We start from the raw sequence: 24,942 nt of genomic DNA on the forward strand, positions 1-24,942 counted from the left end.
TACTGAAATTACTAATTAATGCCCTTTCCTATGTATAAGCCTGATGTAAACTTTTGTTAAAAGGCCCTTTTCGTTACATTTACATCAAAAAGAAGATGAAAGCAATTCTTGCCAGCACCTCTACCTTACACGACCAGGAATACCTGGAATACCTGATCCCTGAACTTTCAAAATTATATGAACCCAGCAGTGAAGTTGTCTTCGTGCCATATGCCCGCCCCGGAGGAATATCTCACGATGATTACACAAAACTGGCGGCATCGGCTTTTGAAAAAGCAGGGCTGAAGATCAAAGGACTTCATCAGTTTAAAAATGCTGCTGAAGCCATAAAAAATGCCTCAGGCATTTTCACCGGGGGCGGAAACACCTTTTTGCTGGTTTCCGAATTATATAGAAATAAAGTGATGCAGGCCTTAAGGGATGCTGTCCTAAACGGTACGCCATACCTGGGCACCAGTGCAGGCACCAATATTGGCGGACTTACCATGCAAACCACCAATGATATGCCCATCATCTATCCGCCAAGCTTCAAGACCCTTGGCCTGGTGCCTTTTAACATCAATCCGCATTACCTGGATCCAGATGCCAATTCAACCCATAAAGGTGAAACCAGAGAGACCAGGATCAAAGAGTTTCACAGGCTTAACTCTCAACCCGTGGTAGGGCTCAGGGAAGGCAGCTGGCTGGAGCTCTCAGATAATAAAATTACGTTAAAAGGGAGTCTCACAGCCCGCATATTTCAAGCAGAAAAAGTACCTTTCGAGGTAGAGACCGAAAGCTCTTTAACCGACCTTAATTAGATATGGATTACCAAAAAATTCTCGACACTATTGAAAGCGAAATGAGTTATCGCGATGTTCGCGGTAAGGTTGCTGCTTACATTCCTGAACTTGCAAAAGTGGATCCGAAGAAATTCGGAATGCACGTTTATTGTGGAGACCAACAGCATTTTTGTTTTGGGGACAGTGAAGAGAATTTTTCGGTACAGAGTATCGCTAAGGTATTTAGCCTTTCTATGGCTATGATCCTTATGGGTGAGGATCTCTGGGACCGTGTAGACGTAGAACCTTCCGGAGACCCCTTTAATTCGCTAACACAGCTCGAATATGAACAGGGAGTCCCCAGAAACCCATTTATTAATGCAGGAGCTCTGGTGATCTCTGATATCCTCGTGGATCAATTGGAGAACCCGAAGGAAGAACTGCTTAGCTTCGTTAGAAAGATAACAGACGATGAAAGCATAGATTTCGACAAGGCAGTGGCGGCTTCAGAAAAAGCAACCGGATACCGTAATATCGCTTTAGTGAATTATATGAAAGCTTTAGGCAATATAAAATGTGATGTGGAGCCTATAGTAGATTTCTACTTTCACCTTTGCTCCCTTTCTATGTCCTGTAAAAGTCTTGCAAAGGCATTTATGCTTTATGCTAATAAAGGCGTGATCCTGGAAACCGGAGAACAGGTACTTTCTGCTACCACTGTAAAGCGTATAAACGCATTAATGCAGACCTGCGGATTTTATGATGAAGCGGGGGAGTTTAGCTTTGAAGTGGGCTTACCTGGGAAAAGTGGTGTTGGCGGCGGAATTGTGGCTATACACCCGCATCCGGACCGATATTCGGTAGCTGTATGGAGCCCGATCCTCAATGAAAAAGGAAATTCTGAACTTGGAATGAAGGCCCTGGAAAAATTTACCAGTCTTACAGGGATTTCCGTTTTTTAAGATCTGTAATCCATATCAGGATTCTTCCAATCTGACTTTTGGGCACAAAAAAATGCTTTCCGTTATTCACAGAAAGCATTCCTATAAATTGAACACTGCTATAATATTAAAGCGTAGCTACGTGCTTAGCCAGTTTCGACTTTAGGTTAGCAGCTTTATTATCGTGAATTACATTTTTCTTTGCCAGTTTATCAATCATTCCCACAACTGAAGGAAGCATAGCCTCAGCCTCTTTCTTATCAGCCTCACGCAATTTCCTGATAGCATTTCTGGTAGTTTTATGCTGGTAGCGATTTCTAAGACGTTTTGCCTCATTGCTACGAATCCTCTTCAACGCTGACTTATGATTTGCCATTACAAATACTGTTTAAATGTGTTTTTAAAAGTAGTCCGTAGGGGAATCGAACCCCTGTTACCAGGATGAAAACCTGGCGTCCTAACCCCTAGACGAACGGACCATTAGTTATTTCAATTTGTAAGCTTTTCGGCTTACGGAAATACAAATATAGACATTGTATTTCTCTTAGTAGTCCGTAGGGGAATCGAACCCCTGTTACCAGGATGAAAACCTGGCGTCCTAACCCCTAGACGAACGGACCGTTTTTTGTTTAATTGCGGATGCAAAAATACAACTATTTTTGAATGCCGCAAATGTTCAACAATTTTTTTTAAAAAAATTAATAAGCCTTAGCAAACAGTACTCTTTGGGCCGAAGGCTTACCTGTTAATACACAGGCTCCTTGCTCTTTTTTGGCATCAAAAGGGATACATCTGATGGTTGCTTTCGTAAGCTCCTTAATTTTATTTTCAGTCTCCGAAGTTCCATCCCAATGCGCCGAAATAAATCCTCCTTTTTCTTTAAGGACTTTTTTGAATTCGTCAAAATTATCGACTTTGGTGGTGTGTTCCTTTCTGTAATCTCTTGCTTTATTGAAAAGAGTCTCCTGGATCTCCTCCATAAGTCCTTTCACCTTTTCTATTACTTCTTCTTGCTTAACGAACTCTTTTGTAAGCGTATCTCTTCTGGCAAGCTCCACAGTTCCTTTCTCAAGATCTTTAGGCCCTATAGCCAGTCTTACAGGAACTCCCTGCATTTCATACTGTGCGAATTTCCAGCCCGGCTTTTGGGTGTCCCTATCATCATACTTAACCGAAATTCCCTGTGCTCTTAATTCCTCAACCAATTTATTAGCAGTTTTGGAGATCTCCGCCAGCTGTTCTTCTCCTTTATATATAGGAACGATCACCACCTGTGTTGGTGCCAGTTTTGGCGGAAGCACCAATCCTTTATCATCACTATGAGTCATAATAAGCGCCCCCATAAGCCTGGTAGACACTCCCCAGGAAGTTGCCCAAACATATTCCAGCCCTCCTTCTTTAGTAGCAAACTTCACATCGAATGCTTTTGCGAAATTCTGGCCTAAGAAGTGAGATGTTCCCGCCTGCAGGGCTTTCCCGTCCTGCATTAAGGCCTCGATACAATAGGTTTCAAGAGCACCTGCAAAACGCTCGTTTTCGGTCTTGCTACCCTTTATTACCGGCATTGCCATAAAAGTTTCGGCAAATTCGGCATATATATTATTCATTTGTTCGGTTTCCGCAAGCGCCTCCTCTTTCGTTGCATGAGCGGTATGACCTTCCTGCCAAAGGAATTCGGCAGTACGAAGAAACAAACGGGTCCTCATTTCCCAGCGCACCACATTGGCCCACTGGTTAACCAAAATAGGAAGATCACGGTAAGATTGTATCCAGCCTTTATAGGTGTTCCAGATAATAGCCTCAGATGTAGGTCTTACCACCAGCTCCTCTTCCAGCTTGGCTTCAGGGTCAACGATAAGTTTACCTTCATTATCGGGATCGTTCTTAAGTCGGTAATGGGTCACGACCGCACATTCTTTTGCGAAGCCTTCGGCATTTTTCTCTTCAGCTTCAAACAAACTTTTCGGAACAAAAAGAGGGAAATAGGCATTCTGGTGCCCGGTCTCCTTAAACATTTTATCCAGCTGCGCCTGCATCTTCTCCCAGATCGCAAAACCGTAGGGTTTTATTACCATACAGCCCCTAACAGCTGAGTTTTCGGCTAAATCGGCTTTCACCACCAATTCATTATACCATTTTGAATAATCTTCCTGTCTTGAAGTTAAGTTCTTCCCCATTACCTGTGATTTGGCATAAATATTGTATAAATTACCTTATACAATCTGATACAAAATTAAGTTAGCGCAAAACTAACTATTTTTGTTATGTTCAACAATAAAATACAAGGCTAATGATACGCAATTACAACATCCGAAAAATTCCATTCCTTTTAATGGTACCAGTTCTATTGCTATTGTTAGCATCTTGCGGTTCTTACCAGTATTCAGGATATGAGAATGACGGTATCTACGGAGATACCAATGGAGAAAGACCTGCTGAATATGAGCAATCTCAAAATGCTAACCAGCAAAAAGAAACTAACCGAAACTCTTATTACAAGAATCTTTTCGCAGAAAAATCTGCTATGTATGGAGAACTGGCTGAAGGAGCCATTTTTACCGATGTAGAAGATTATTCCTCTTCAAGGGATTACGAAGACGAAGAATATCAGGAAGACCAAACAACTTATTCCGGAGGATATGCTCCCTGGGGTAACGATCCCGACCAGATTACCATTAACTTTTATGATAATGGCTTCTATAGCCCCTGGTACTATACTTTTTACAACCCTTATTATTACCCCTATTACGGTTATAACTATTGGGGTTCATTTGGATATCCGGCACCTTTCCCAGGTCACTATACTTATTGGCACAACCGCTTTGGCTACAGAGGTTATTACGGGCATCCGTATTGGGGTAGCAGCATAGGCTTCGGGTTCGGATTTACCTATAATCCTTTTTTCCGTTATAATTACGGAAGGTATTTTGGAAGCCATTTTTACTCCAACTATCACAGACTTTACAGCTACAGGAATGTAGCCTACAATACAGGCAGACGAAATTCTTACTCCGACTACTCTAATGCGAACCAGAGAAGAACTGCATACTCTGATGCAAGATCAAGAAATTCCTCTTATTCAAGAAAGATCAGAGAAATCAGAGATTCCAGATCTTCCGGTAATTACGATTCTTCCAGAAGGAGATCTGCAGTAAGAAGTTCAGACAACAACACCAGGACATACTCCAGAACCAGCAGACGTACTGAATCTCCAAGAACCTACAGAAGCTCTAACCAGAGAAGAAGTTCAGACTATAACCGTTCTTCAAGAAGTTCAAGATCCGAAAGAAACTACAGCCCAAGCCGTAGCACCAGGAGCAGCAGCTCGGTAAGAAGTTCGGGTTCAAGCTCAAGAAGTTCCGGGTCCAGCTCTGGTAGTTCAGGCAGAAGATCATCACGTGGCGGAGGACGCAATTAAAACGTCCCCAAAGTCAAAGAAAACATAACTGACCTTACGGAATTTCCGTAGGGTCTTTTTCTCAAAAGACCTTTCAGAATAAAAATTAACACCTATGAAAAAGACATTACTAAGCTTAATAGCACTTTTGACACTGAGTGGTTTATACGCTCAGGATATTACCGATGCCTACAGGTATTCTTCAGAAGAACTTACGGGAACTGCCAGATTCAGGGCAATGAGCGGCGCCTTTGGCGCACTGGGTGGAGATATGTCTTCCCTTAATATCAACCCGGCCGGTTCGGCTGTATTCCTTAACAGCTTTGCCACATTAACCCTGGATTTCAGGAACAGCAAGAATGACGTCAATTTCTTTAACGGCTTTACAAGTTCCGAAAATGACGATTTCAATCTGAACCAGGCAGGAGGAGTTCTGGTCTTCAACAGCACGACCCAGAGCCCCTGGAAAAAGTTCGTGATAGGACTAAACTATGCGGAAACCAATAATTTTGAAGATTCTTTTGTGGCCTCCGGAATAAACTCCAATTCCATAGACGATTACTTTCTTGGCTACGCAGATGGAGTGCCATTGGAATTACTGGAAACAAGGGAGAATGAAACCATAACAGACCTATATTCCTATTTAGGAGAGTCTGAGGGCTATGGAGCCCAGCAGGCATTTTTAGGTTATCAGGCTTTTGTAATAGATCCTGAAACTACAGATCTTGACAATACCTCCTACACCTCGGCTATTGGAGCAGGGAGTTTTGATCAGGATTTCGCACTGGTCTCCACAGGCCTTAACGGTAAGTTCACCTTTAACTTCGGGACCCAATACGGAGATAACATTTACCTGGGAGCTAACCTGAATGCCCACTTTTTGAACTATGATCGCTCCACCCGTTTCAGAGAGGCCAACAATAATTCAGGAAGCACTATCACCAATCTTGAATTCAGGAACAACCTGAGCACCACCGGAGACGGGTTTTCTTTTCAGCTTGGTGCAATTGGGAAAGTAAGCGATATGGTAAGGCTGGGACTGTCTTATGAGTCTCCCACCTGGTACAGCATTTATGAGGAATCCACGCAATATATCAGGACTAACGAAGCTACGGTAAATCCTAACGTAGTAAACGTTTACCCCGAATACACGCTTAAAACCCCCGGAAAGGCAACCGGAAGTTTAGCATTAATCTTCGGAAATGAAGGCTTGTTAAGTTTTGATTATTCCTATAAGGATTATTCAAATACCCAGTTTCGACCCAAGAACGATCCCGACTTTCAACTGAAAAACAATGACATCTCCAACCGGCTTCAGGCAGTTTCGGCCTTTAGAATAGGAGGTGAATACAGACTGGATCAGTTTAGCTTCAGAGGCGGATATCGTTATGAAACCAGTCCTTATAAGGATGAATCTACTGTGGGTGAATTAAATTCATTTTCTGCCGGCCTGGGTTATAATTTCGGAAGCGTAAAACTTGATCTGGCCTATACCAACACTCAGTTCGATGAGAACAGACCTCTCTATCAGGTAGGTCTTACCGATACCGCAAATATCAGCAGAGATCTTTCAAGCGTGGTTCTGTCACTAAGTTTCGGACTTTAAAAACGCCTGAAAACGAATAAAAAAAGCGCCAATTCCGGCGCTTTTTTTATTGCTTTCTAACAAGGCTAAAATGAGAACTAAATTGCTTCCATCCCCCTTCCGGACTTTCTCTGTATTCTATTTTAAACCAATAATCATCGGCAGGCATTCTCCTGTCCTTCCAGATTCCGTCCCAGCCTTCATTTGCATTGAGCTGCTTTAACAGGCGACCATAACGGTCAAATATATGAATCACTTTTATCGAAATATTCTCATTAGTGATCATTTTCCAATTATCATTATACCCATCTCCATTGGGAGTAAAGAACCTTGGATACCCAAAAAGATGAAAGCTTTCTGACCGGGTTTCCCCGCAGCCATTAACCTCTCTTGCAACTACATAATGATTACCGGGAGAAACACCTGCAAAAACACCTGCTTCCTGCCAACCCCCCTCATCAAGTCTATACTGATAATCAGCAGGATTTTCACCAATAGCTTCAGCTGTAACCGTGTAACCATCAGAAAAATCGTTTCCCGCAACCTCTACCTGCACTTCATCCGGAGCTGAAAACATTTGTATTTGCGAACTAAAATCTACACTGCAATTGGCTTTTTTAGCCGTAACCCGAAGGCTTATTTCATTTGCCTGAGGAACCTCTTTAAAAGTATAAATCGCAGCTTCGGAAACCAGTTCCCCATCCATTCTCCACTCATAAGAATATTCCTCCCCAAGCTCTGCACCCAGCCTCTCCTCATTTTTCAGACTTCCGTCTTCATTTAAACATAAAACGGTAAGCTCGTTCCAGCCAAGCTGCGGAAAGGAATTCAACCGAAGTTCGATAGCTACAGGCTCTGAAGAACAGCCACTCTCCTCTTCTTCCACAATCGCAAACACCATCATATCCTCCACCACTCTAAAACTCTCAGCATCTGTAACCGGAATATTATTTTCCAAGGCGGTTCGGGATTCATAATAAAGAACCTTATAGTTTTCGGAGCTATTATTCCCCCGGAGGACCTCAGGATTTATGCTGGTAAGATCAAAACCTCTCTCACCATCGGAACAAACATCAACAACCCCGGGGTCAGATGCTACGGGGTTATCATAAAAACCAACATAAATATCATCCTCATCCTCACCAAATTCATCCGCAACCACGATCTTATAGTTCCCGGCAGAAGACACGATTAAGGTGGGACCCGTCTCATCAGGCAATAACTCATAAGCAGCACTATCTGCATCATATATATACCACTTATAAGAATCGGCACCTTCAGTAGTTCCATCCAAAACAACTTCAGTGCCTCCGCAAACAAAGATATCTTCCCCCAAAGTACTTTCAAGAATACTACAATCTGTAGACCCGGCATCAGACTGACCTGTATTGGTTTGTTGCAGGCTTATATATCCCTTTTCTTCTTCAAAATTAGTGATAAGCACAATATAGATTTCGTTCTCTTCAGCCCCATCAATACTCATATTCTCTACGGTATCAGGCTCATAACTGCAATCAATTATATTAGCTTCATTTAAAGCAGTATCCACGCAAAAATCGGAATCTCTTTCAAACGGCCCCCAAACAATAAAATCCACATCTAATTGAGCTCCGCCGCCATCCTTGTTCTGAAATTGCGAAATTGTAAACAAAAGATCTCCGGGACTTTCAATCTGCAGAAAGAACCAGGCGGGATAAGGCTGTGTTTCCAGGCAGCCATAGTCCGGTCCTGTTTCAGCATAAACCAGCTCACTGTTCTCAATATTTGTATTTGCAAAAACCAGCTGTGAACTTCCTGAGCAAAACGGTTCGAGAGTAGCACAAGTACTCCCCTGGGCAGAAATTTTCTGAACTCCCGCCACACAAAAAAAGAAGATTAGCCCCAAAATAAACCTCTTTTTCATAATAAACTGATATACAGTAAATTACTCAATAAAAATGAATTCCTGCAGACAATGGCTTAAAAAATAATGGATTGCAGAAAAACCTATTAAATATGTATCTTTGCAAGCTAAACCAGCTGTTTACGACTATTATTGTAAAAGGATGAAAATAGACAAGATTTTGAATGAAATAGATGAGTTGGGCGATGCCCACGCAAGCAGTAGCGCTGTGACACCTCTTAGGGATGATGCTTTTGAATTAAGCGATATCGAAAAGATCGCCCTTATCAAAGATGATGTAAAACATATGATGGAAACCCTTGGGCTTGATCTTACCGACGACAGCCTGAAAGGCACTCCGCAGCGTGTAGCGAAAATGTTTGTAAATGAAGTATTCGCGGGCCTTGACCCTAAGCGAAAGCCTAAAGCATCGATTTTTGAGAATAAATACAAATACGGTGAGATGCTGGTTGAAAAGAACATTACGGTCTATTCAACCTGTGAACACCACCTGCTCCCAATTGTAGGAAGAGCCCACGTTGCTTATATTTCCAACGGTACCGTAATCGGACTTTCCAAGATGAACAGGATCGTAGATTACTATGCCAAACGCCCGCAGGTGCAGGAGCGTATGACTATGCAAATAGTTGAAGAGCTGCAAAACGCACTGGGAACTCCTGATGTTGCCTGTGTGGTAGACGCAAAACACCTTTGCGTGAACAGCCGCGGGATCCGAGATATAGAAAGCAGCACCGTAACCAGCGAGTTCGGCGGAGCTTTCAAGCAAAAAGAGGTTAAACGTGAATTCCTTGATTATATAAAACTGGATACTTCCTTTTAAACTTTTTTATTTACTTTTCAATTTTAGAACTAACTATCTATGGCGCTATACCAGGAACAGAGCTTACGTTTATATAATTCAATGACCGGGGAAAAGGAAGTCTTCACCCCAATTAACGAAGGCACAGTGGGAATGTATGTTTGCGGGCCTACCGTTTATAGCAATGTTCACCTGGGTAACTGCCGAACCTTCATCTCTTTCGATCTTGTTTTCAGGTACCTGAAACATCTGGGATACAAAGTAAGATATGTAAGAAATATCACTGATGCCGGGCACCTGGAAAATGATGCCGACAGCGGAGAAGACAGGATTGCCAAAAAAGCGCGCCTGGAACAGATAGAGCCTATGGAAGTGGTACAAAAATACACCGTGGACTTTCATAACATCCTTCAAAAATTCAACAATCTTCCGCCAAGCATAGAACCAACGGCTACCGGGCATATCGTGGAACAGATAGAGATCATTAAAACCATTATCGACAAAGGCTTTGCATACGAAGCCAACGGTTCGGTTTATTTTGATGTACTTAAATATAACGAGAGCAATCATTACGGAATGCTCAGCGGTCGTGACATAGAAGAAATGATCGCTAACACCAGGGAGCTTACCGCGCAAAGCGATAAAAAGAACCCTCAGGATTTCGCCCTTTGGAAAAAGGCCGAGCCACAGCATATTATGCGCTGGCCTTCACCCTGGAGTGACGGATTCCCGGGATGGCACCTGGAATGTACCGTAATGAGCACCAAATACCTTGGGGAGGAATTCGATATTCACGGTGGCGGAATGGACCTCAAATTCCCTCATCACGAATGTGAGATCGCCCAGGGACAGGCTGCGACAGGAAAAAATCCTGTTCATTACTGGATGCACGCCAATATGCTTACCCTTAACGGAAAGAAAATGGCCAAAAGTACCGGAAACAATATTCTCCCTAACGAGATATTCTCCGGAAATAACGATGTCCTGGACAAACCATTTTCACCAAATGTGACCCGATTCTTTATGCTTCAGGCGCATTACAGAAGTATCCTTGATTTTAGCGATGAAGCGCTGAAAGCAAGTGAAAAAGGTTTCAACAGATTAATGGACGCCTATCATTCTATAGATGATCTGCCTGTGGCTGAAAAATCATCGTTCTCGCTTGCAGACTGGAAACAATCCTGCTACGATGCGATGAACGACGACTTCAACAGCCCTATCCTGATCGCAAAGCTTTTTGATGCGGTTAAGCTCATCAATAACATCAAAGAAGAAACTGCTTCAATTTCGGCTGAAGATAAGATTAGCCTGAAAGAAAACATGCAGGCTTTTATGTTCGATGTTCTGGGCCTTCTCGACTCGGACGAAGAAAATGATGACCAGGCAGATAAACTTTCAGGAACTGTAGAGCTACTTATAAAACTTCGTGCTGAAGCCAGAAACAATAAAGATTTTGCCACAAGCGATCAGATAAGGGATCAATTGTTAGAATTAGGAATTCAGCTGAAGGATGGCAAGGAAGGAACCACCTTTTCTGTCAAGTAACAAACAATACACCAGAATGGATAAACAGATGCTTAACAAAATTCTTGCATATCCGTTTATCCTTTTGGTGAAATTCTACCGGCATTTCATTTCTCCGCTAACGCCGGGAAGCTGCCGATATAGCCCAACCTGTTCGCAGTACAGCCTTACCGCCCTTAAAAGATTCGGAATCCTGAAAGGAGGCTGGCTTAGCCTTAAAAGAATACTTAGCTGTAATCCCTGGGGTGGTTCAGGATATGACCCCGTACCTCCAAAATCGGAAGCCAAATAATGGGGCGGAAACGGTCAAATATGTATATTTACCCGTATTAATCTTAATAAGACTACATGTTTTTTAACGCGATCACCTGGAGCCCTTCAGAAGGTTTTGAACTGGGATTTTTCACACTGCATTATTACAGCTTAATGTTTCTGGTAGCCTTTGGACTGGGCTGGTATATCATGAAAAGCATATACACACGCGAAGGTATAGCCATAGAAAAATTAGACTCCTTATTTATTTACACTGTACTTGCCACGCTTATTGGAGCCAGGCTTGGCCACGTGATATTTTATGACTGGGCATACTTCCAGGACCACCTGCTCGAGATCTTCCTTCCGGTAAGGTTTGAGCCCGAGTTTGAATTCACAGGCTTCAGAGGACTTGCCAGTCACGGTGCCGCTATTGGGATCATTATAGCGATGTATCTGTACCGAAAACGCGTTCTTGACAAACCCGTTTTATGGATCCTTGACCGGGTCGTGATTCCTGTTGCCAGCGGAGGAATCTTTATAAGGATCGGGAACTTCTTTAACTCTGAAATTATCGGTAAACCTACCAATAGTGATTACGGGGTGATTTTTGCCAACCTGGGCGAAAATTTCCCGCGTCACCCGGCTCAGCTATACGAATCCTTCTGTTATCTTTTAATATTCATCCTGCTGTGGTATCTCTACTGGAAAACTAAAAAACGTCTGAAAGTGGGATATCTTTTCGGGTTATTCCTGGTACTGCTATGGACAGTCCGCTTTTTCATAGAGTTCATTAAAGAAGCTCAGGTGGAAGAAAGAGCTACCTGGCTGCTGAATACCGGCCAATGGTTAAGTATTCCGTTTATAATCGCCGGATTTTACTTTATGTACCGTCCTGCTAAACAACGCGCGGTATGATACGGAAGAACTTATGCCTGCTTGCGGCCCTGGTGCTGCTTTCAGGCTCCTGCAAGGAGGATACTGAAGAAAAGAACATAGACACTCCTGAAATTGAATTTAAAAAAGAGGGAGAGCTTTTTATCGTAAAACCTGAAGGAGATACCATACAGTATCTGGACATAGAAATTGCAGACAATAATTATGAAAGGGCCACCGGCCTTATGTACCGTCGCAGTATGGAAAACGACCAGGGAATGCTTTTTATATTTCCTGATGCAGCTCCCAGGTATTTCTATATGAAAAACACTTATATCCCTTTAGATATACTTTATTTCGCATCAGACAGTACAGCCATTAGCTTTCAGGAAAACACCGAACCATTAAGTGAAGAGTCTTTGCCTTCTGAAGGACCTGCTCAATTCGTACTGGAATTAAACGCAGGGCTTGTACAGGAATGGCAAATAGAAAAGGGAGATAAGATCTACTTTGAAAAAAGCAACGAATAAACAGCTTATAATCCACCCAAAATTTAACCGAAGCTGTCCTTAAGCTTCGGTTTTTTTATACTCAAACTTCAGCTGAAATGGTGTCAGGGAAAAGAACAATCATCTTCCAGCTTTCTTCCGGCACGCAGCGGTGCTTCCCTGAAAGAAAATTCAGAAAGGCTTAATCAAATGCCCGGAAAAACAGGAAAGGCCAGGCTTATTATTCATATGAGATTTTAGACAATAAAAAAGGCTCTCGTTTCCGGGAGCCTTTTCTTTATATTATTCTGTAGCTGATTAAGCTGTAGCTTCTTCAGTCTCTTCAGCTTTCTTCTTCTTTTCGATCTTAGCCTTATCGGTAACGCTATCAAACATTACTGGTGTTGCTATAAAGATAGAAGAATAAGTACCTACAATAACACCAACGATCAAGGCGAACATAAAGCCTCTTATGCTCTCTCCTCCGAAGATAAAGATAGCAAGAAGTACGATCAAGGTGGTTAAAGAGGTATTCAATGTACGGCTGATGGTACTATTGATGGCCGAGTTAACGGTTTTCCCAAGAGGCCAGGTAGCATGTTCGTTCACGAATTCTCTAATCCTGTCAAACACAACCACGGTATCGTTAAGCGAGTAACCGATAACGGTAAGTATCGCAGCAATAAAGGCCTGGTTGATCTCCATAGAGAAAGGCATAATCTTGTACAGTAATGAGAATACTCCAAGGGTCAATAACACATCGTGGAATACTGCGGCTACTGCACCCAAGCTAAACTGCCATTTTCTAAATCTAAGCAGGATATAAAGGAATACCACTATAAGTGATCCTAACACCGCCCAGAACGATGCATTCTTAATATCATCGGCAATAGTTGGACCAACTTTCATAGACTGCATAATTCCAACTTCCTTTTCATCTCCTCCGGCGGTAAACTCATCATAACCAAGATCTGCTGGCAGGTAAGGCTTAAGGGTTGAGAATAGTTTTTCCTGAATTTCATTATCTACTTCAGTACCTTCATCATCTACACGGTACTTGGTAGTTATCTTTAACTGGTTATCGGGACCGAAGGTCTTAGCTTCAGCACTTTCGAAAGCAACCACAAGATCCTTCTCTACTTCTGTAGGATTAACATCCTGATCGAAACGAACTGTATAAGTTCTTCCCCCAACAAAGTCAACACCCTGGTTAAGACCCTGCACAAAAAGAGAACCAATGCTTATCACGATAAAAATACCTGAAAGCACATAGGCCATTTTTCTTTTCTTCAGGAAGTCGATATTTACGTTTCTGAAAAGCCCTTTAGTTGCTGAAGTAGCAAAAGCAAGAGATTTTCCGTTCTTACCATATCCGTCAATGAACAATCTTGTGATAAAGATCGCAGTGAACAGAGAGGTTGCAATACCTATCAATAAGGTAGTCGCGAAACCTTTAATAGGCCCTGTTCCCAAGATCAACAGGATAAATCCTGTAAGACCTGTAGTAATATTGGCATCCAGAATTGAGGACAAAGCATTATTGAAACCGTCCTTAATCGCATCTTTCTGAACTTTTCCTTTGGCAAGCTCCTCACGGATACGCTCGAAGATAAGCACGTTCGCATCCACCGATATACCAATGGTCAGCACGATACCTGCAATACCAGGAAGCGTTAATACAGCTCCAAGTCCTGCAAGGATCCCGAAGATGAAAAGTATATTCACTACAAGAGCAATATCAGCAAAGAATCCTGCTTTTCCGTAGTAAAACACCATCCAGATCAATACCACTGCAAGCGCGATAAGGAAAGACATAATACCACTGTCAATAGCCTCCTGACCCAATGACGGCCCTATAATTTCACTCTGAATGATTTCAGCTGAAGCAGGAAGTTTACCTGCTCTTAGTACGTTTGCTAAATCCTGACCTTCGGTAACGGTAAAATCTCCTGAGATCTCACTTCTACCTCCTGAAATAGGACCGGTAGTAACACCCGGTGCAGAATAAACAATATTATCAAGTACAATGGCGATCTGACCCTGCTCATTAAAAGCTCTCCCGGTCATTTCTTCCCATTTTTTGGCACCGGCACCATCCATTTGCATAGACACGGCTACACGGCCAAGCTGGTCGTAAGTTTGTTGCGCATCAGTGATCACGCTTCCGCTAAGTGGCGGCTCCATACTTCTGTTTCCTTTAAGCGCATAAAGGCCTACAGTTTGAGTTTCTTCATCAGGAACACCCCACACAAACTTCGCATAACGCATATCTCCTGAAAGAAGAGAACGCACCTGCGGCTTATTAAGGTACTCCATTGCCTGGGCTGTATCGACTACAGAGAATGTGGCAAGTATCGGGCCTCCCTGGTAACCAGGACCCTGAATAAGATCGAATAAAGGATTGTTTCCTGTTGCAACATCGGTGCTGTCTTCAGCCTCAGCTAAAAGCTCGTCTATTTCGTCGTCTCCGGTCGCAGTAGTGTCGGCTTGTTTAGCCTCCTCTTTCTTCCCAACGATATCCTTCAATACATTGTTAGCCTGCCCAAGGAAGCTTCCGAATTCATTTCCTTTATATACATACCAGAATTCCAGCTGCGCTGTACTCTGTAATAGATTCTGAACCCTGCTTATATCTTTTGCTCCGGGAAGCTCAACAAGAATTCTTCCGGATTGACCAAGACGCTGAATGTTTGGCTGAGTAACTCCGAATTTGTCTATACGCTTACGCAGTACTTCAAAAGCGGAAGTAATAGATTCGTCAACTCGTTTTCTGATAACCGACTCTACCTCTTCGTTAGACATTTCAAAATTAACGTCATCACTTAAGGTTTTGTTTGCAAAAACATCAGGCGAAGCCAGTTTCGCATCCGGAATAGCATTGAATTTTTCAAAGAAAAGGTCGATATAATCTTCCTGACTGTCTTTTGCAGCTTCATCGGCCTGATTAAGCGCCTTATTGAAAGCAGGATCGGAACTATTATTGGCAAGTCCCTTTAAAATATCCTTAACAGATATCTGAAGGATCACGTTGATCCCTCCCTTAAGGTCAAGACCTTTGTTCAGTTCCTTATCCTTGGCATCGTTGTAGGTGATCCCTGCAATAATCTCCTCATTACCAATAGAGTCCAGATAGCGCTGCTCCTGAACATCTCTTTTGTCTGAATAGTTTTCTACATTTTCGCTAATTTGCTGAGATGCAAATTCTTCAGCATCACTTTCTACTTCATTTGCAATAAAAGTAAAAGACAATTGGTAAATACAAACCAATCCAAATAAAATTGCAAAAACCTTAATCAGTCCTTTATTCTGCATTATTCCTTAAATTATAATTAACTAGGTCGATTTTAAAAACGGACAAATATAGGGTTTCAAAAATGAAATGCCAATATTTTTTTTTTGAATAATTTAACTTTTAAACACAAAAAAAGACCGCTAAAATCGCGGTCTCTTTGTTATGATTTATGATAAATCTGAAAGCTGCTTACAGTTCCAGCAAACCATTGGTTTTTTTAACTCCTGCGGCACTTTCTTTCATCTTGTTTTGCTCTGCTTCATCAAGCTCCAGCTCAACGATCTTCTCAAGACCGTCCTTTCCTAAGATGGCAGGAACCCCTATACAAAGGTCTTCAAGACCATATTCGCCGTCCAGCATTGCGGAACAGGGGAACATCTTCTTCTGGTCACAGGCAATGGCCTGAACCAACCCTGAAACCGCTGCTCCCGGTGCATACCAGGCACTGGTCCCCAATAATTTTGTAAGTGTGGCTCCACCAACCTTGGTGTCTTCTGAGACCTGATTTAAACGATCTTCTGAGATAAAAGCAGATACAGGAACCGAGTTTCTTGTAGCAAGTCTTGTTAGCGGCACCATTCCGGTATCACTGTGACCTCCAATTACCATTCCGTCTACATCAGACGGAGGGCAACCAAGAGCCTCACTTAACCTGTACTTGAAACGGGCGCTGTCTAAAGCTCCTCCCATTCCAATGATCCTGTTCTTTGGAAGCTTGGTGGTTTTATGAACAAGGTAAGTCATGGTATCCATAGGATTACTTACCACGATAAGAGTTACATCAGGAGAGTGCTTGATAAGGTTTGAAGAAACCTCTTTCACGATCCCGGCGTTGATCCCTATCAATTCCTCACGGGTCATTCCCGGTTTTCTCGGGATACCACTGGTGATTACCGCGATATCACTACCTGCGGTCTTGGAATAATCGTTGGTACTTCCGGTGATCTTTGTATCAAATCCGTTAAGAGTAGCGGTTTGCATAAGGTCCATCGCTTTCCCTTCAGCAACCCCTTCTTTAATATCTAAAAGAACGACTTCTGAAGCGAAATTTTTAATGGCCACATATTCGGCACAGCTGGCACCCACGGCTCCAGCTCCTACTATAGTAACTTTCATTATGTAATGTTTTAATTATCGATTAGTATCTGCGAAAATACAAATTCTCTTAAAGCATTAATAATAATGAATGGTTAAATGTCTGGAGCTTACAAGGTGTAATGGATCCCAAGGTTAAGGTTGAAGAATTTTCCGGCAGTAGCCATCGTGCTTACCCTTAAATTATTGAAATACATATTAAACCCAATATCTCCTTTAAACTGAATTTCGGTATCGCCAAGATCTTCCAGTTCCACATTCACATTATCAAGAAAATCACCAGAACCTCCCATTACATATTTAAAATCTGAGCTTGTAGCTCCAAGAGCTCCGAATATTTCAAATCCTCCATATTGCTTAGACGCAATAAACTCTCCCATCCATAAATTAGCATCTACGTCAATAAGATCCATTACAAGGTAATTTTCAATCGGGATAGGCTCAAAAGCATACTTTACATTGAATTTACTATAAGAAATGCCGGCTGCCAGCTGAAGATTCTCCGGCTCATTACGGCTGAAATACTGACTCAAATTATGCTTAAGGCCCGCACCAAACGTACTGGCTTGCACATCATCAATAGTCACCTCTGGCATTGCACGTACCGTTAATTCGGTACCATATGGCAACCCAACAGAGGCCTGCACAAAAGCGTGAGGAACAAAACCTTTGTTAATTCCATCTAAAGCTTTGAATCTTACATCCTGACTTACATTTTGGCCATTAAATTCACCTTCAAGACGGCCGGTAAAATAAACATCGGTAGAAGAGCCAAAAGCAGTAGGCAGCTTAGCATTATCAGCATCTTCTATACTTAAAAAACCTAATTCCCCTTTAGAAATAGTAAAGGATTTTTCACTTGTGGGAACAAAAAGCGCATTTCCGTGAACAGAAAATCTTACATCCCAGGTTTCAAGAGGAGCCGCAGAACTGAACCATCCCGCACTCGCCTGGTATGCCGCTCCATTAGAAGCCGGAGAAGCAAAGTTCCCGGCAATCGTCTTCATATCTGTAACAAAGCCCTCAAAACTTGTAGACTTTTGAGCGTATGAATTTGAAACAACAAACATTAGTAGGGTTAACAGTGAGATTAAATATCTTTTCACGTTTAGTAGATTTTATTAGTTGAGTAAAAATAATAAAAAAAGCATAGCCTTATTTATCTTCTTTTAAAAGAAAAACCCACGAAGATCGCGGGTTTCTCTTTACTAATATGTATAACGACAATTAGGCGTCGATATTGGCGTATTTGGCATTTTTTTCAATGAATTCCCTACGTGGCGGCACCTCATCTCCCATCAGCATAGAGAAGATCCTGTCGGCCTCACTACTGTTATCGATGGTTACCTGGCGAAGTTTACGCCTTTCCGGATCCATTGTGGTATCCCAAAGCTGCTCGGCATTCATTTCCCCAAGACCTTTATATCTCTGGATCTGCACTCCTCCGCTATAACTTTCGGCAATTTCGTCACGCTCTTCCTCACTCCAGGCATAACGTTTCTTGCTACCTTTTTTAACAAGGTATAATGGCGGAGTTGCAATATAAATGTGTCCTCCTTCAATAAGTTCTTTCATATACCTAAAGAAGAAAGTAAGGATAAGTGTTTCAATGTGGCTACCATCCACGTCGGCATCACACATAATCACGATCTTGTGATATCTCAGCTTATCAAGGTTCAGCGCCTTGCTGTCATCTTCAGTACCAATGGTCACCCCAAGGGCAGTGTAGATGTTCTTGATCTCTTCGTTATCAAAAACACGATGCGTCATCGCTTTCTCCACGTTCAGGATCTTACCCCTTAGCGGAAGAATAGCCTGGAAATTACGGTCACGACCCTGTTTGGCCGTACCACCCGCCGAGTCCCCCTCTACAAGGAACACTTCACTTTTTGTCGGGTCCTGGTTAGAGCAGTCTGATAATTTCCCGGGAAGCCCCCCGATACTCATCGCGGTCTTACGCTGAACCATTTCACGGGCCTTTTTAGCCGCGTTCCTGGCCTGCGCCGCAAGGATCACCTTCTGAATAATAGTCTTGGCATCATTCGGGTTTTCTTCAAGATAGTTCTCAAGCATTTCAGAAACCGCCTGAGAAACGGCTGAAGTCACCTCTCGGTTACCCAGCTTGGTTTTCGTTTGCCCTTCGAACTGAGGCTCGGCTACCTTCACCGAAATGATCGCGGTCAATCCTTCACGGAAATCATCCCCGCTGATCTCGAATTTCAGCTTATCCAGCATTCCCGAAGCATCGGCATACTTTTTAAGCGTGGTGGTGAGACCTCTTCTGAATCCGGAAAGGTGAGTACCTCCTTCGTGGGTGTTAATATTGTTTACGTAAGAGTGAAGATTTTCGTTAAACGAGGTGTTATAGACCATCGCTACCTCAACAGGAATTTCGTTCTTCTCTCCTTCCATAGAGATAACCTCGGCGATAATAGGCTCACGGTTACCGTCTAAAAATTTTATAAATTCCTTCAACCCTTCTTCAGAATGGAAGGTTTCAGAGATAAATTCTCCTTTTTCGTCTTTGTTTCTTTTATCGGTAAGACTGATCTTGATCCCTTTGTTCAAAAAGGCAAGTTCACGCATCCTGCTGGCCAGGGTATCATAATTATACTCCGTGGTTTGCTGAAAAATGCTTGCATCAGGCTTAAAGGTAACCAGGGTTCCGTTCAGTTCGGTTTCCCCAACCGGTTTTACCGGGTAAAGAGGTTTCCCTATCTCATACTCCTGTTCCCAGATCTGATTGTCACGGTAAACAGTAGCCTTTAAATGCGAAGAGAGCGCGTTAACACAACTAACTCCTACCCCGTGAAGACCTCCGGAAACTTTATATGAATCTTTATCGAATTTACCTCCGGCACCGATCTTGGTCATTACCACCTCCAGTGCTGAAACACCTTCTTTCTTGTGAAGGTCTATAGGAATCCCCCTACCATTATCTTCAACAGTAATGGAATCATCTTCATTAATTGTAACTTTTATTCTGTCACAGTGGCCTGCAAGGGCCTCATCAATAGAGTTATCAACAACTTCATACACTAAATGGTGCAGTCCTCTTACACCGGTATCGCCAATATACATCGAAGGTCGCATGCGCACATGCTCCATCCCCTCAAGGGCCTGTATACTTTCTGCCGAATAATTATGTTTCTTGGCTTCTTCGCTCATATAATTGCTAATTAAATTCGTCTATTTTGAATAACGAACAAATATAACAAATCGCATATTTTTAGCCCCTAAAAGCCACAACTAAAGCCTTGAAGTTATTAACAAATTGTGAAAAAAAGCCCCGAAGTGAAGCCTTTAAATTTCAGGTCACTACGGGGCTTACAAACCACACAATTTATATACTATACTTCGGCTAATTTTTCCAGCTCTTTTTTAGCTGTGGAAGCTACGTGAGAAGTGTTAGCTCTTCCACTTGGATCAAGGTCTTCCTGCCATTTCGGGATCCATCTTTTTACGGTTCTTGCCGCACTCTCCTGAGGGAAGTGTTCCTCAAAGATCTCCCTGTAGAAATACGCTTCTTTGGTAGCAGGAGTGTTGAACGGGAATCTGGAAGCCGCTGAGGCCATTTGCGCGTCGCTTATACGAGCCGAAGCGTGCGCAATGAGTTCATCTATCCAGGAATACCCAACCCCGTCACTAAACTGCTCCTTCTGCCTCCATAACACCTCGTCCGGTAAGAATGGCTGCTCGGGAGTATCAAAAGCCTTCCTTAAGATATACTTCTCTACCCCGTCATAGGTTTTCGGCAATTTCGCTTCCGGCACGGTTTCCATTGCTGTTTTCAAAAAGGCCTTATCCAGGAAAGGCACCCTTGCTTCCAGCCCGTGAGCCATCGTAGATTTATCGGCTCTCAGGCAGTCTGCCGTAGCCAGCCTCTGCACCCTTCTGATGGTTTCTTTCTGAAAGTCTTCAGCCGTAGGGGCATTTTTAAAATACAGGTAGCCCCCGAAGATCTCATCGGCTCCTTCTCCGGAAAGCACCACTTTAATCCCTTTGTCTACAATCCCTTTGGAAAGGAAATACATAGGAGTACTTGCCCTCACCGAAGTCACATCATAAGTCTCCAGGTGCCAGATCAGTTTCTTTATGATCTCTATCCCTTCTTCCACCGTGAAATACAGTTCGGTATGTTCGGTTCCCAGAAATTGAGCGACCTTTCTGGCCGCGATAAGATCTGGTGCTGTTTCATCAAGACCAATGGAGAAGGAGTGCAGCTTCTGCCCGCGTTCAGCCATTAACCTTGAGGCAATGCTGGAAGTCAGGGATGAATCCAGCCCACCGCTTAACAATACTCCTAGCGGCACATCGGCCATCAGACGCTTTTTGGTCGCCGCAATAAGATCTTCCCTGATCTTTGAAAGGTCAAGCGCTTTTGTTGCTTTTTTATAATCGAACCAGTCCGGCGTGTAATATTCCACAAACCCGGTTTGCGGCGTGTAATAATGTCCCGGAGGAAAAGGCGCAAAGCTGGCACACTCACCTGCAAGCGCCTTCATCTCACTGGCAAACCAGATAGTTCCGTCCTCGTCGGTTCCGTAATAAAGCGGCTTAACGCCAATTGGGTCCCTTGCCGCAATAAAATCTTTACCATCTACCACAACAAAAGAAAACACCCCATCCAGTTTATCCAGAAAATCATAACCATATTCTTCATACAAATGAACGATCACTTCAGAATCTCCAGTGGTTCTGAATTCGTGGGATTTCAGCTCATTTTCGCGAAGAGACTGATGGTTATAGATCTCACCATTATGGATCATCCAGGCGGTTGAAGTTCCCTGTATAGGCTGCTTCCCTGTTTCAAGATCTACAATCGAAAGTCTTTCGTGACTCAAAACATAACCCTGTTCAGTTACGTGTACGTCACTTTCATCGGGACCACGGTGCGACATTCTCTTGGACAACCCGCTGATCTTCTCTTTACTTAATCGTTCTCCGATTACTGCTAAAATTCCACACATATCATTTGCTTTATTAATTCAATACAAATATGCGCACTAGCTTACTTTTTAAAAACTAAAAACAAACATTCACTTACATTCAAAAACAACAATAAATAATTTAGAATCTGAAAGAAAGAAAAATACTGATTTTCAGGAGCTGAAAGTTTTCAATTGTAAATCTTTCAAGCATTTAACAGGATATAAGTATTTTTTTAACACTTGTTCTATATTGCGTAAACTACCTTTAAGCCTTATATTTAGTGGAATAAAAAACTCAAAACAATGAAACGAATAATTATTGCAGCCTTAAGTCTAATGACCCTTATGGGAGTTAACGAGGCCTACGCTCAGGAAGAGCCGGCCCGTTCCCCGAATTTTGCAAAACTGGATGCCAGCCCGATGGATCTTGTTTTATATCGCAACCAGGACAATCAGCCTGTTGCCAGGATAATCTACAGCCGACCTCAAAAGAGGGATCGCGAAATTTTCGGGAAACTGGTGCCTTATGGAGAAATTTGGAGAACGGGAGCCAATGAAGCGACCGAACTTACCCTCTACCAGGATATGAAAGTTGCCGACGCTACAATTAACGCCGGAAATTACACCCTTTATACTATTCCGAAGGAAAAGGAGTGGACCATTATCCTTAACAAGAAAACCCATACCTGGGGTGCTTACGAATATTCTGAAGAAGAAGACGTAGTAAGGATCAATGTTCCTGTAAGAGAAACCTCCAATACCATAGAGGCTTTATCTATGGCTTTTGAAAGAGCCGAAGACGGAAGCGGAGCAAATCTTTTAATAGGCTGGGACGACCGCTATGTAAAAGTTCCGTTTAAGACTGTAAAATAAACAAGATAAGATCCAACTAAAAACGCCCCTTTCGAGGGGCGTTTTTTATTATGGGATATTCAGGTATTTATGCGTTTGCAGTGAGACCTTCCATTTCGGGTTTTTCATCACATAGTCTACAATAAGCGGGATCATCTTTTCCCGGTTACTCCATTCCGGCTGCAGGTACAGGATACAATTCTCCCCTACCTTTGCGGCCTGCTCTTCAGCGAACTTCAGATCGTGCTTGTTAAAAACGATCACCTTCAGTTCATTCGCCAAAGGATAAATCTCTTCGGTGGGCAGCTTGATCTTTTTCGGAGAAAGGCAGATCCAGTCCCAGATACCCGTAAGTTTATAAGCCCCTGAAGTTTCAATATGAATATTACATCCTTTTGCCTTCAGGCTTTTCGTAAGCTCGGTCATATCCCAGGTAAGCGGCTCTCCTCCCGTCACCACAACAGTATCGCTGTAAGAAACCGCATTTTCAACGATTTCCCCTATATGAGTTGGCGGGTGCAGACCTGCATCCCAGCTTTCCTTAACATCACACCAGTGACAACCTACATCACACCCCCCTATTCTTATAAAATATGCGGCCGTACCTTTATGGAAGCCTTCTCCCTGGATGGTATAAAATTCTTCCATCAAAGGAAGCATAATACCCCTGTCAACCAACGCCTGTGTCTCTTCTGTAATCATAGCGTGCAAAGATACGGAATATCTAACTTTTAGATCGCCTCAACGCAAATGATTATCTGTAACGGAATTAGTGAAAGATCAATCCGTTTTCCACCTGTTCTGCAGCCTCTCCAGGTTTAAAAAGAAAGCCGTTCATTACCACATATGCTGTCTCGCCGTTCTTCTTAAGAAAGAAGGTAGCGTTTCTTCCGGGCAACAGCTCCTTATTAAGACTGAAATCTTCCGAAACCAGGTTTACAGGATAACCGGTAAAACTATGATCTTCCGGTAGTTCTTCAAGCCGAATGTATCCGACACCCCTGCTTAAAAGTTCTGTGAAATCCAGATCGCTTAAATCTGAGACATCTTCCAGGACCTCAGGATAGACCTTTCCAAAATCAAGTGTATAACCCGAAGCGTCAAAGCTCTCGTAAGCATACCCGGTAGAAAGGTCTCCCTGATCTACTACCCGACCCACATAAAAGAAGTCGGTATTCTCATCAATATCCTGTTCGTTCAGGTTAATGGCAAGGTCCAGGATATAAGGTTTACCCTTGAGTTCGTAAGTAACCCCCTCCAGCTTCAGATCGAATAACTGCCTGTCATTATTCGGGATGGTTTCATATTCGGCAAGACTTGCATTTTCATAATCTCCGGTGGCTATAGAATTTAAAGCTGAAAGAATCGCTATAAAATTAAGCTTTCGTATTTCCTGTTTTTCCCTGTCCCCGGGAAAACCTCCCGATTCTATAAGCACCGTGCTCGTGCCCCATTTCTGAATATTATCTCCAAAAGCCCGTGGCTCAAAATCGTCATTATACCGCCCAACCTGGCCCGGCGCATATTTCTGAAGCACTTTGTTCATCTCAACGATCAGCTTCATCGATCTCCCGCGAACATCATTGATGTCCTTCTCATAATTAAAGGCAGGTGCCAGGAAAGAAATGGTAGCGGGTTTTTCGGTACGCTCAGCATTGTAATAACGGCTCTGATCGTGCAGGTTGAAGCCGAAATCGGCATCAAGACTATCTCTTACACGTTTCAGCGTCCTGCTTTCCGGCGACTGTAAACGCAAAGCATCCCTGTTCACATCTACACCAAGAGCATTTCGGCGCTCAAAGACCTCAGCGCCATCCGGATTGAGCATTGGCAGGAAGTGAATGCGCAGTTGATCCAGCATCACTTTCTTCTCCTCTTTAAAGTCTTCGGAATCAAAGAAATTCAGGATATCAAGAATGGCCATTGTGGCGGTAGACTCGTCGCCGTGCATCTGTGACCAGAGAAAAACATCTGTATCCCCGTTTCCTATACTGATAAGGTTTAGGCTTCTCCCTTCTATGGATTCTCCAACCTTATTGATCTCAAATTGAGGATGACCGCTGAATTCATCAAGCAGCGGAACAAGATCTTTGTGCTTGAACCTTCTGATCTCTATCTTTTCATTTTTATACTGATCGTAGCTTTTCCAAAGTTTTTCGGTAAAACCTGAATTCTGTGCATTTATATTCATCCCCGCCAAAACGAAGAGGATTATCAGTAATCTGAATGGTATGATCTTTCGCATT

Annotated in this window: 20 protein-coding genes and 2 tRNA genes; 10 read left to right on the forward strand and 12 right to left on the reverse strand. The window is 42.8% G+C overall.

The window, feature by feature from the left end; all coding sequences use genetic code 11:
- The first annotated feature begins 95 nt into the window (after positions 1–95).
- Together pepE and ACFQ3Q_RS13235 are read left to right on the forward strand one after the other, a co-directional pair.
- Complete coding sequence (pepE, locus tag ACFQ3Q_RS13230; RefSeq protein ID WP_380746618.1) at positions 96–800, forward strand: dipeptidase PepE; 705 nt, start codon at positions 96–98, stop codon at positions 798–800.
- A gap of 2 nt (positions 801–802) precedes the next feature.
- A complete protein-coding gene (locus ACFQ3Q_RS13235; protein WP_380746620.1) occupies positions 803–1,723 on the forward strand; it encodes a glutaminase in 921 nt (306 codons plus the stop codon).
- Between the two features lie 106 nt (positions 1,724–1,829).
- On the opposite strand, the gene rpsT is transcribed toward ACFQ3Q_RS13235, so the two are convergent.
- From rpsT to proS, 4 genes are all read right to left on the reverse strand, one after another.
- Entirely contained in the window at positions 1,830–2,078 is a 249-nt protein-coding gene (gene rpsT / locus ACFQ3Q_RS13240; RefSeq protein WP_380746622.1) for a 30S ribosomal protein S20, read from the reverse strand.
- Between the two features lie 31 nt (positions 2,079–2,109).
- A tRNA-Glu gene (locus ACFQ3Q_RS13245) sits at positions 2,110–2,181 on the reverse strand.
- Positions 2,182–2,250: 69 nt separating this feature from the next.
- A tRNA-Glu gene (locus tag ACFQ3Q_RS13250) sits at positions 2,251–2,322 on the reverse strand.
- 78 nt (positions 2,323–2,400) lie between these two features.
- On the reverse strand, positions 2,401–3,879 hold the full coding sequence (proS, locus tag ACFQ3Q_RS13255) for a proline--tRNA ligase (RefSeq protein WP_380746624.1): 1,479 nt from the start codon (positions 3,877–3,879) through the stop codon (positions 2,401–2,403).
- A gap of 113 nt (positions 3,880–3,992) precedes the next feature.
- Here proS and ACFQ3Q_RS13260 point away from each other — a divergent pair, with 113 nt between their 5' ends.
- Complete coding sequence (locus tag ACFQ3Q_RS13260) at positions 3,993–5,120, forward strand: hypothetical protein (protein ID WP_380746626.1); 1,128 nt, start codon at positions 3,993–3,995, stop codon at positions 5,118–5,120.
- 94 nt (positions 5,121–5,214) lie between these two features.
- The gene (locus ACFQ3Q_RS13265) at positions 5,215–6,705 is read left to right on the forward strand and encodes an OmpP1/FadL family transporter (RefSeq protein WP_380746628.1); all 1,491 of its coding nucleotides are present in this window, start codon (positions 5,215–5,217) and stop codon (positions 6,703–6,705) included.
- Positions 6,706–6,751: 46 nt separating this feature from the next.
- On the opposite strand, the gene ACFQ3Q_RS13270 is transcribed toward ACFQ3Q_RS13265, so the two are convergent.
- On the reverse strand, positions 6,752–8,587 hold the full coding sequence (locus ACFQ3Q_RS13270) for a T9SS type B sorting domain-containing protein (RefSeq protein ID WP_380746630.1): 1,836 nt from the start codon (positions 8,585–8,587) through the stop codon (positions 6,752–6,754).
- 142 nt (positions 8,588–8,729) lie between these two features.
- Here ACFQ3Q_RS13270 and folE point away from each other — a divergent pair, with 142 nt between their 5' ends.
- Genes folE through ACFQ3Q_RS13295 form a run of 5 tightly spaced genes read left to right on the forward strand, consistent with a single transcriptional unit; the run spans position 8,730 to position 12,568 of the window.
- Positions 8,730–9,407, forward strand: a complete 678-nt coding sequence (gene folE, locus ACFQ3Q_RS13275; protein WP_380746632.1) for a GTP cyclohydrolase I FolE — start codon at positions 8,730–8,732, stop codon at positions 9,405–9,407.
- A gap of 39 nt (positions 9,408–9,446) precedes the next feature.
- Positions 9,447–10,931 carry a cysteine--tRNA ligase gene (gene cysS / locus ACFQ3Q_RS13280; RefSeq protein ID WP_380746634.1) on the forward strand — a complete coding sequence of 495 codons (1,485 nt, stop codon included), beginning with the start codon at positions 9,447–9,449 and terminating at the stop codon, positions 10,929–10,931.
- 28 nt (positions 10,932–10,959) lie between these two features.
- On the forward strand, positions 10,960–11,202 hold the full coding sequence (yidD, locus tag ACFQ3Q_RS13285) for a membrane protein insertion efficiency factor YidD (protein WP_380746917.1): 243 nt from the start codon (positions 10,960–10,962) through the stop codon (positions 11,200–11,202).
- 56 nt (positions 11,203–11,258) lie between these two features.
- A complete protein-coding gene (gene lgt, locus ACFQ3Q_RS13290) occupies positions 11,259–12,080 on the forward strand; it encodes a prolipoprotein diacylglyceryl transferase (RefSeq protein WP_380746636.1) in 822 nt (273 codons plus the stop codon).
- Positions 12,077–12,568 (forward strand): DUF192 domain-containing protein, encoded by a 492-nt coding sequence (locus ACFQ3Q_RS13295; protein ID WP_380746638.1) that lies wholly within the window; start codon positions 12,077–12,079, stop codon positions 12,566–12,568. The genes lgt and ACFQ3Q_RS13295 overlap by 4 nt, the downstream gene beginning before the upstream one ends.
- Positions 12,569–12,844: 276 nt before the next feature.
- Here the strand turns inward: ACFQ3Q_RS13295 and secDF are convergent, their stop codons facing one another.
- The 5 genes from secDF to asnB all read right to left on the reverse strand — a co-directional run bounded on the left by secDF (position 12,845) and on the right by asnB (position 21,883).
- Positions 12,845–15,838, reverse strand: coding sequence for a protein translocase subunit SecDF (gene secDF / locus ACFQ3Q_RS13300; protein ID WP_380746640.1), 2,994 nt, complete (start codon positions 15,836–15,838; stop codon positions 12,845–12,847).
- A 169-nt stretch (positions 15,839–16,007) separates the two neighbouring features.
- Positions 16,008–16,934: a malate dehydrogenase gene (gene mdh, locus ACFQ3Q_RS13305; RefSeq protein ID WP_380746642.1), complete on the reverse strand. Its 927-nt coding sequence runs from the start codon at positions 16,932–16,934 to the stop codon at positions 16,008–16,010.
- An 89-nt stretch (positions 16,935–17,023) separates the two neighbouring features.
- Entirely contained in the window at positions 17,024–18,019 is a 996-nt protein-coding gene (locus ACFQ3Q_RS13310; RefSeq protein WP_380746644.1) for a DUF6588 family protein, read from the reverse strand.
- 121 nt (positions 18,020–18,140) lie between these two features.
- On the reverse strand, positions 18,141–20,081 hold the full coding sequence (gene gyrB, locus ACFQ3Q_RS13315) for a DNA topoisomerase (ATP-hydrolyzing) subunit B (RefSeq protein ID WP_380746646.1): 1,941 nt from the start codon (positions 20,079–20,081) through the stop codon (positions 18,141–18,143).
- 182 nt (positions 20,082–20,263) lie between these two features.
- A complete protein-coding gene (asnB, locus tag ACFQ3Q_RS13320) occupies positions 20,264–21,883 on the reverse strand; it encodes an asparagine synthase B (protein ID WP_380746648.1) in 1,620 nt (539 codons plus the stop codon).
- Positions 21,884–22,147: 264 nt separating this feature from the next.
- On the opposite strand from asnB, the gene ACFQ3Q_RS13325 reads away from it, so the two are divergent.
- A complete protein-coding gene (locus tag ACFQ3Q_RS13325) occupies positions 22,148–22,717 on the forward strand; it encodes a DUF2911 domain-containing protein (protein ID WP_380746650.1) in 570 nt (189 codons plus the stop codon).
- A gap of 48 nt (positions 22,718–22,765) precedes the next feature.
- Here the strand turns inward: ACFQ3Q_RS13325 and ACFQ3Q_RS13330 are convergent, their stop codons facing one another.
- Positions 22,766–23,398, reverse strand: a complete 633-nt coding sequence (locus ACFQ3Q_RS13330) for a 7-carboxy-7-deazaguanine synthase QueE (protein WP_380746652.1) — start codon at positions 23,396–23,398, stop codon at positions 22,766–22,768.
- Between the two features lie 67 nt (positions 23,399–23,465).
- Complete coding sequence (locus tag ACFQ3Q_RS13335) at positions 23,466–24,941, reverse strand: M14 family zinc carboxypeptidase (protein WP_380746654.1); 1,476 nt, start codon at positions 24,939–24,941, stop codon at positions 23,466–23,468.
- Position 24,942: the final 1 nt, after the last annotated feature.

It is taken from the genome of Salegentibacter chungangensis, assembly GCF_042678405.1.
GTDB lineage: Bacteria > Bacteroidota > Bacteroidia > Flavobacteriales > Flavobacteriaceae > Salegentibacter_A > Salegentibacter_A chungangensis.

What these genes read in the sequence shown, in the direction of transcription:
- pepE (WP_380746618.1), top strand. Translation starts at nt 96, where the DNA reads ATGAAAGCAATTCTTGCCAGCACCTCTACCTTACACGACCAGGAATAC.
- ACFQ3Q_RS13235 (WP_380746620.1), top strand. Translation starts at nt 803, where the DNA reads ATGGATTACCAAAAAATTCTCGACACTATTGAAAGCGAAATGAGTTAT.
- rpsT (WP_380746622.1), bottom strand. Translation starts at nt 2,078, where the DNA reads ATGGCAAATCATAAGTCAGCGTTGAAGAGGATTCGTAGCAATGAGGCA.
- proS (WP_380746624.1), bottom strand. Translation starts at nt 3,879, where the DNA reads ATGGGGAAGAACTTAACTTCAAGACAGGAAGATTATTCAAAATGGTAT.
- ACFQ3Q_RS13260 (WP_380746626.1), top strand. Translation starts at nt 3,993, where the DNA reads ATGATACGCAATTACAACATCCGAAAAATTCCATTCCTTTTAATGGTA.
- ACFQ3Q_RS13265 (WP_380746628.1), top strand. Translation starts at nt 5,215, where the DNA reads ATGAAAAAGACATTACTAAGCTTAATAGCACTTTTGACACTGAGTGGT.
- ACFQ3Q_RS13270 (WP_380746630.1), bottom strand. Translation starts at nt 8,587, where the DNA reads ATGAAAAAGAGGTTTATTTTGGGGCTAATCTTCTTTTTTTGTGTGGCG.
- folE (WP_380746632.1), top strand. Translation starts at nt 8,730, where the DNA reads ATGAAAATAGACAAGATTTTGAATGAAATAGATGAGTTGGGCGATGCC.
- cysS (WP_380746634.1), top strand. Translation starts at nt 9,447, where the DNA reads ATGGCGCTATACCAGGAACAGAGCTTACGTTTATATAATTCAATGACC.
- yidD (WP_380746917.1), top strand. Translation starts at nt 10,960, where the DNA reads ATGCTTAACAAAATTCTTGCATATCCGTTTATCCTTTTGGTGAAATTC.
- lgt (WP_380746636.1), top strand. Translation starts at nt 11,259, where the DNA reads ATGTTTTTTAACGCGATCACCTGGAGCCCTTCAGAAGGTTTTGAACTG.
- ACFQ3Q_RS13295 (WP_380746638.1), top strand. Translation starts at nt 12,077, where the DNA reads ATGATACGGAAGAACTTATGCCTGCTTGCGGCCCTGGTGCTGCTTTCA.
- secDF (WP_380746640.1), bottom strand. Translation starts at nt 15,838, where the DNA reads ATGCAGAATAAAGGACTGATTAAGGTTTTTGCAATTTTATTTGGATTG.
- mdh (WP_380746642.1), bottom strand. Translation starts at nt 16,934, where the DNA reads ATGAAAGTTACTATAGTAGGAGCTGGAGCCGTGGGTGCCAGCTGTGCC.
- gyrB (WP_380746646.1), bottom strand. Translation starts at nt 20,081, where the DNA reads ATGAGCGAAGAAGCCAAGAAACATAATTATTCGGCAGAAAGTATACAG.
- asnB (WP_380746648.1), bottom strand. Translation starts at nt 21,883, where the DNA reads ATGTGTGGAATTTTAGCAGTAATCGGAGAACGATTAAGTAAAGAGAAG.
- ACFQ3Q_RS13325 (WP_380746650.1), top strand. Translation starts at nt 22,148, where the DNA reads ATGAAACGAATAATTATTGCAGCCTTAAGTCTAATGACCCTTATGGGA.
- ACFQ3Q_RS13330 (WP_380746652.1), bottom strand. Translation starts at nt 23,398, where the DNA reads ATGATTACAGAAGAGACACAGGCGTTGGTTGACAGGGGTATTATGCTT.
- ACFQ3Q_RS13335 (WP_380746654.1), bottom strand. Translation starts at nt 24,941, where the DNA reads ATGCGAAAGATCATACCATTCAGATTACTGATAATCCTCTTCGTTTTG.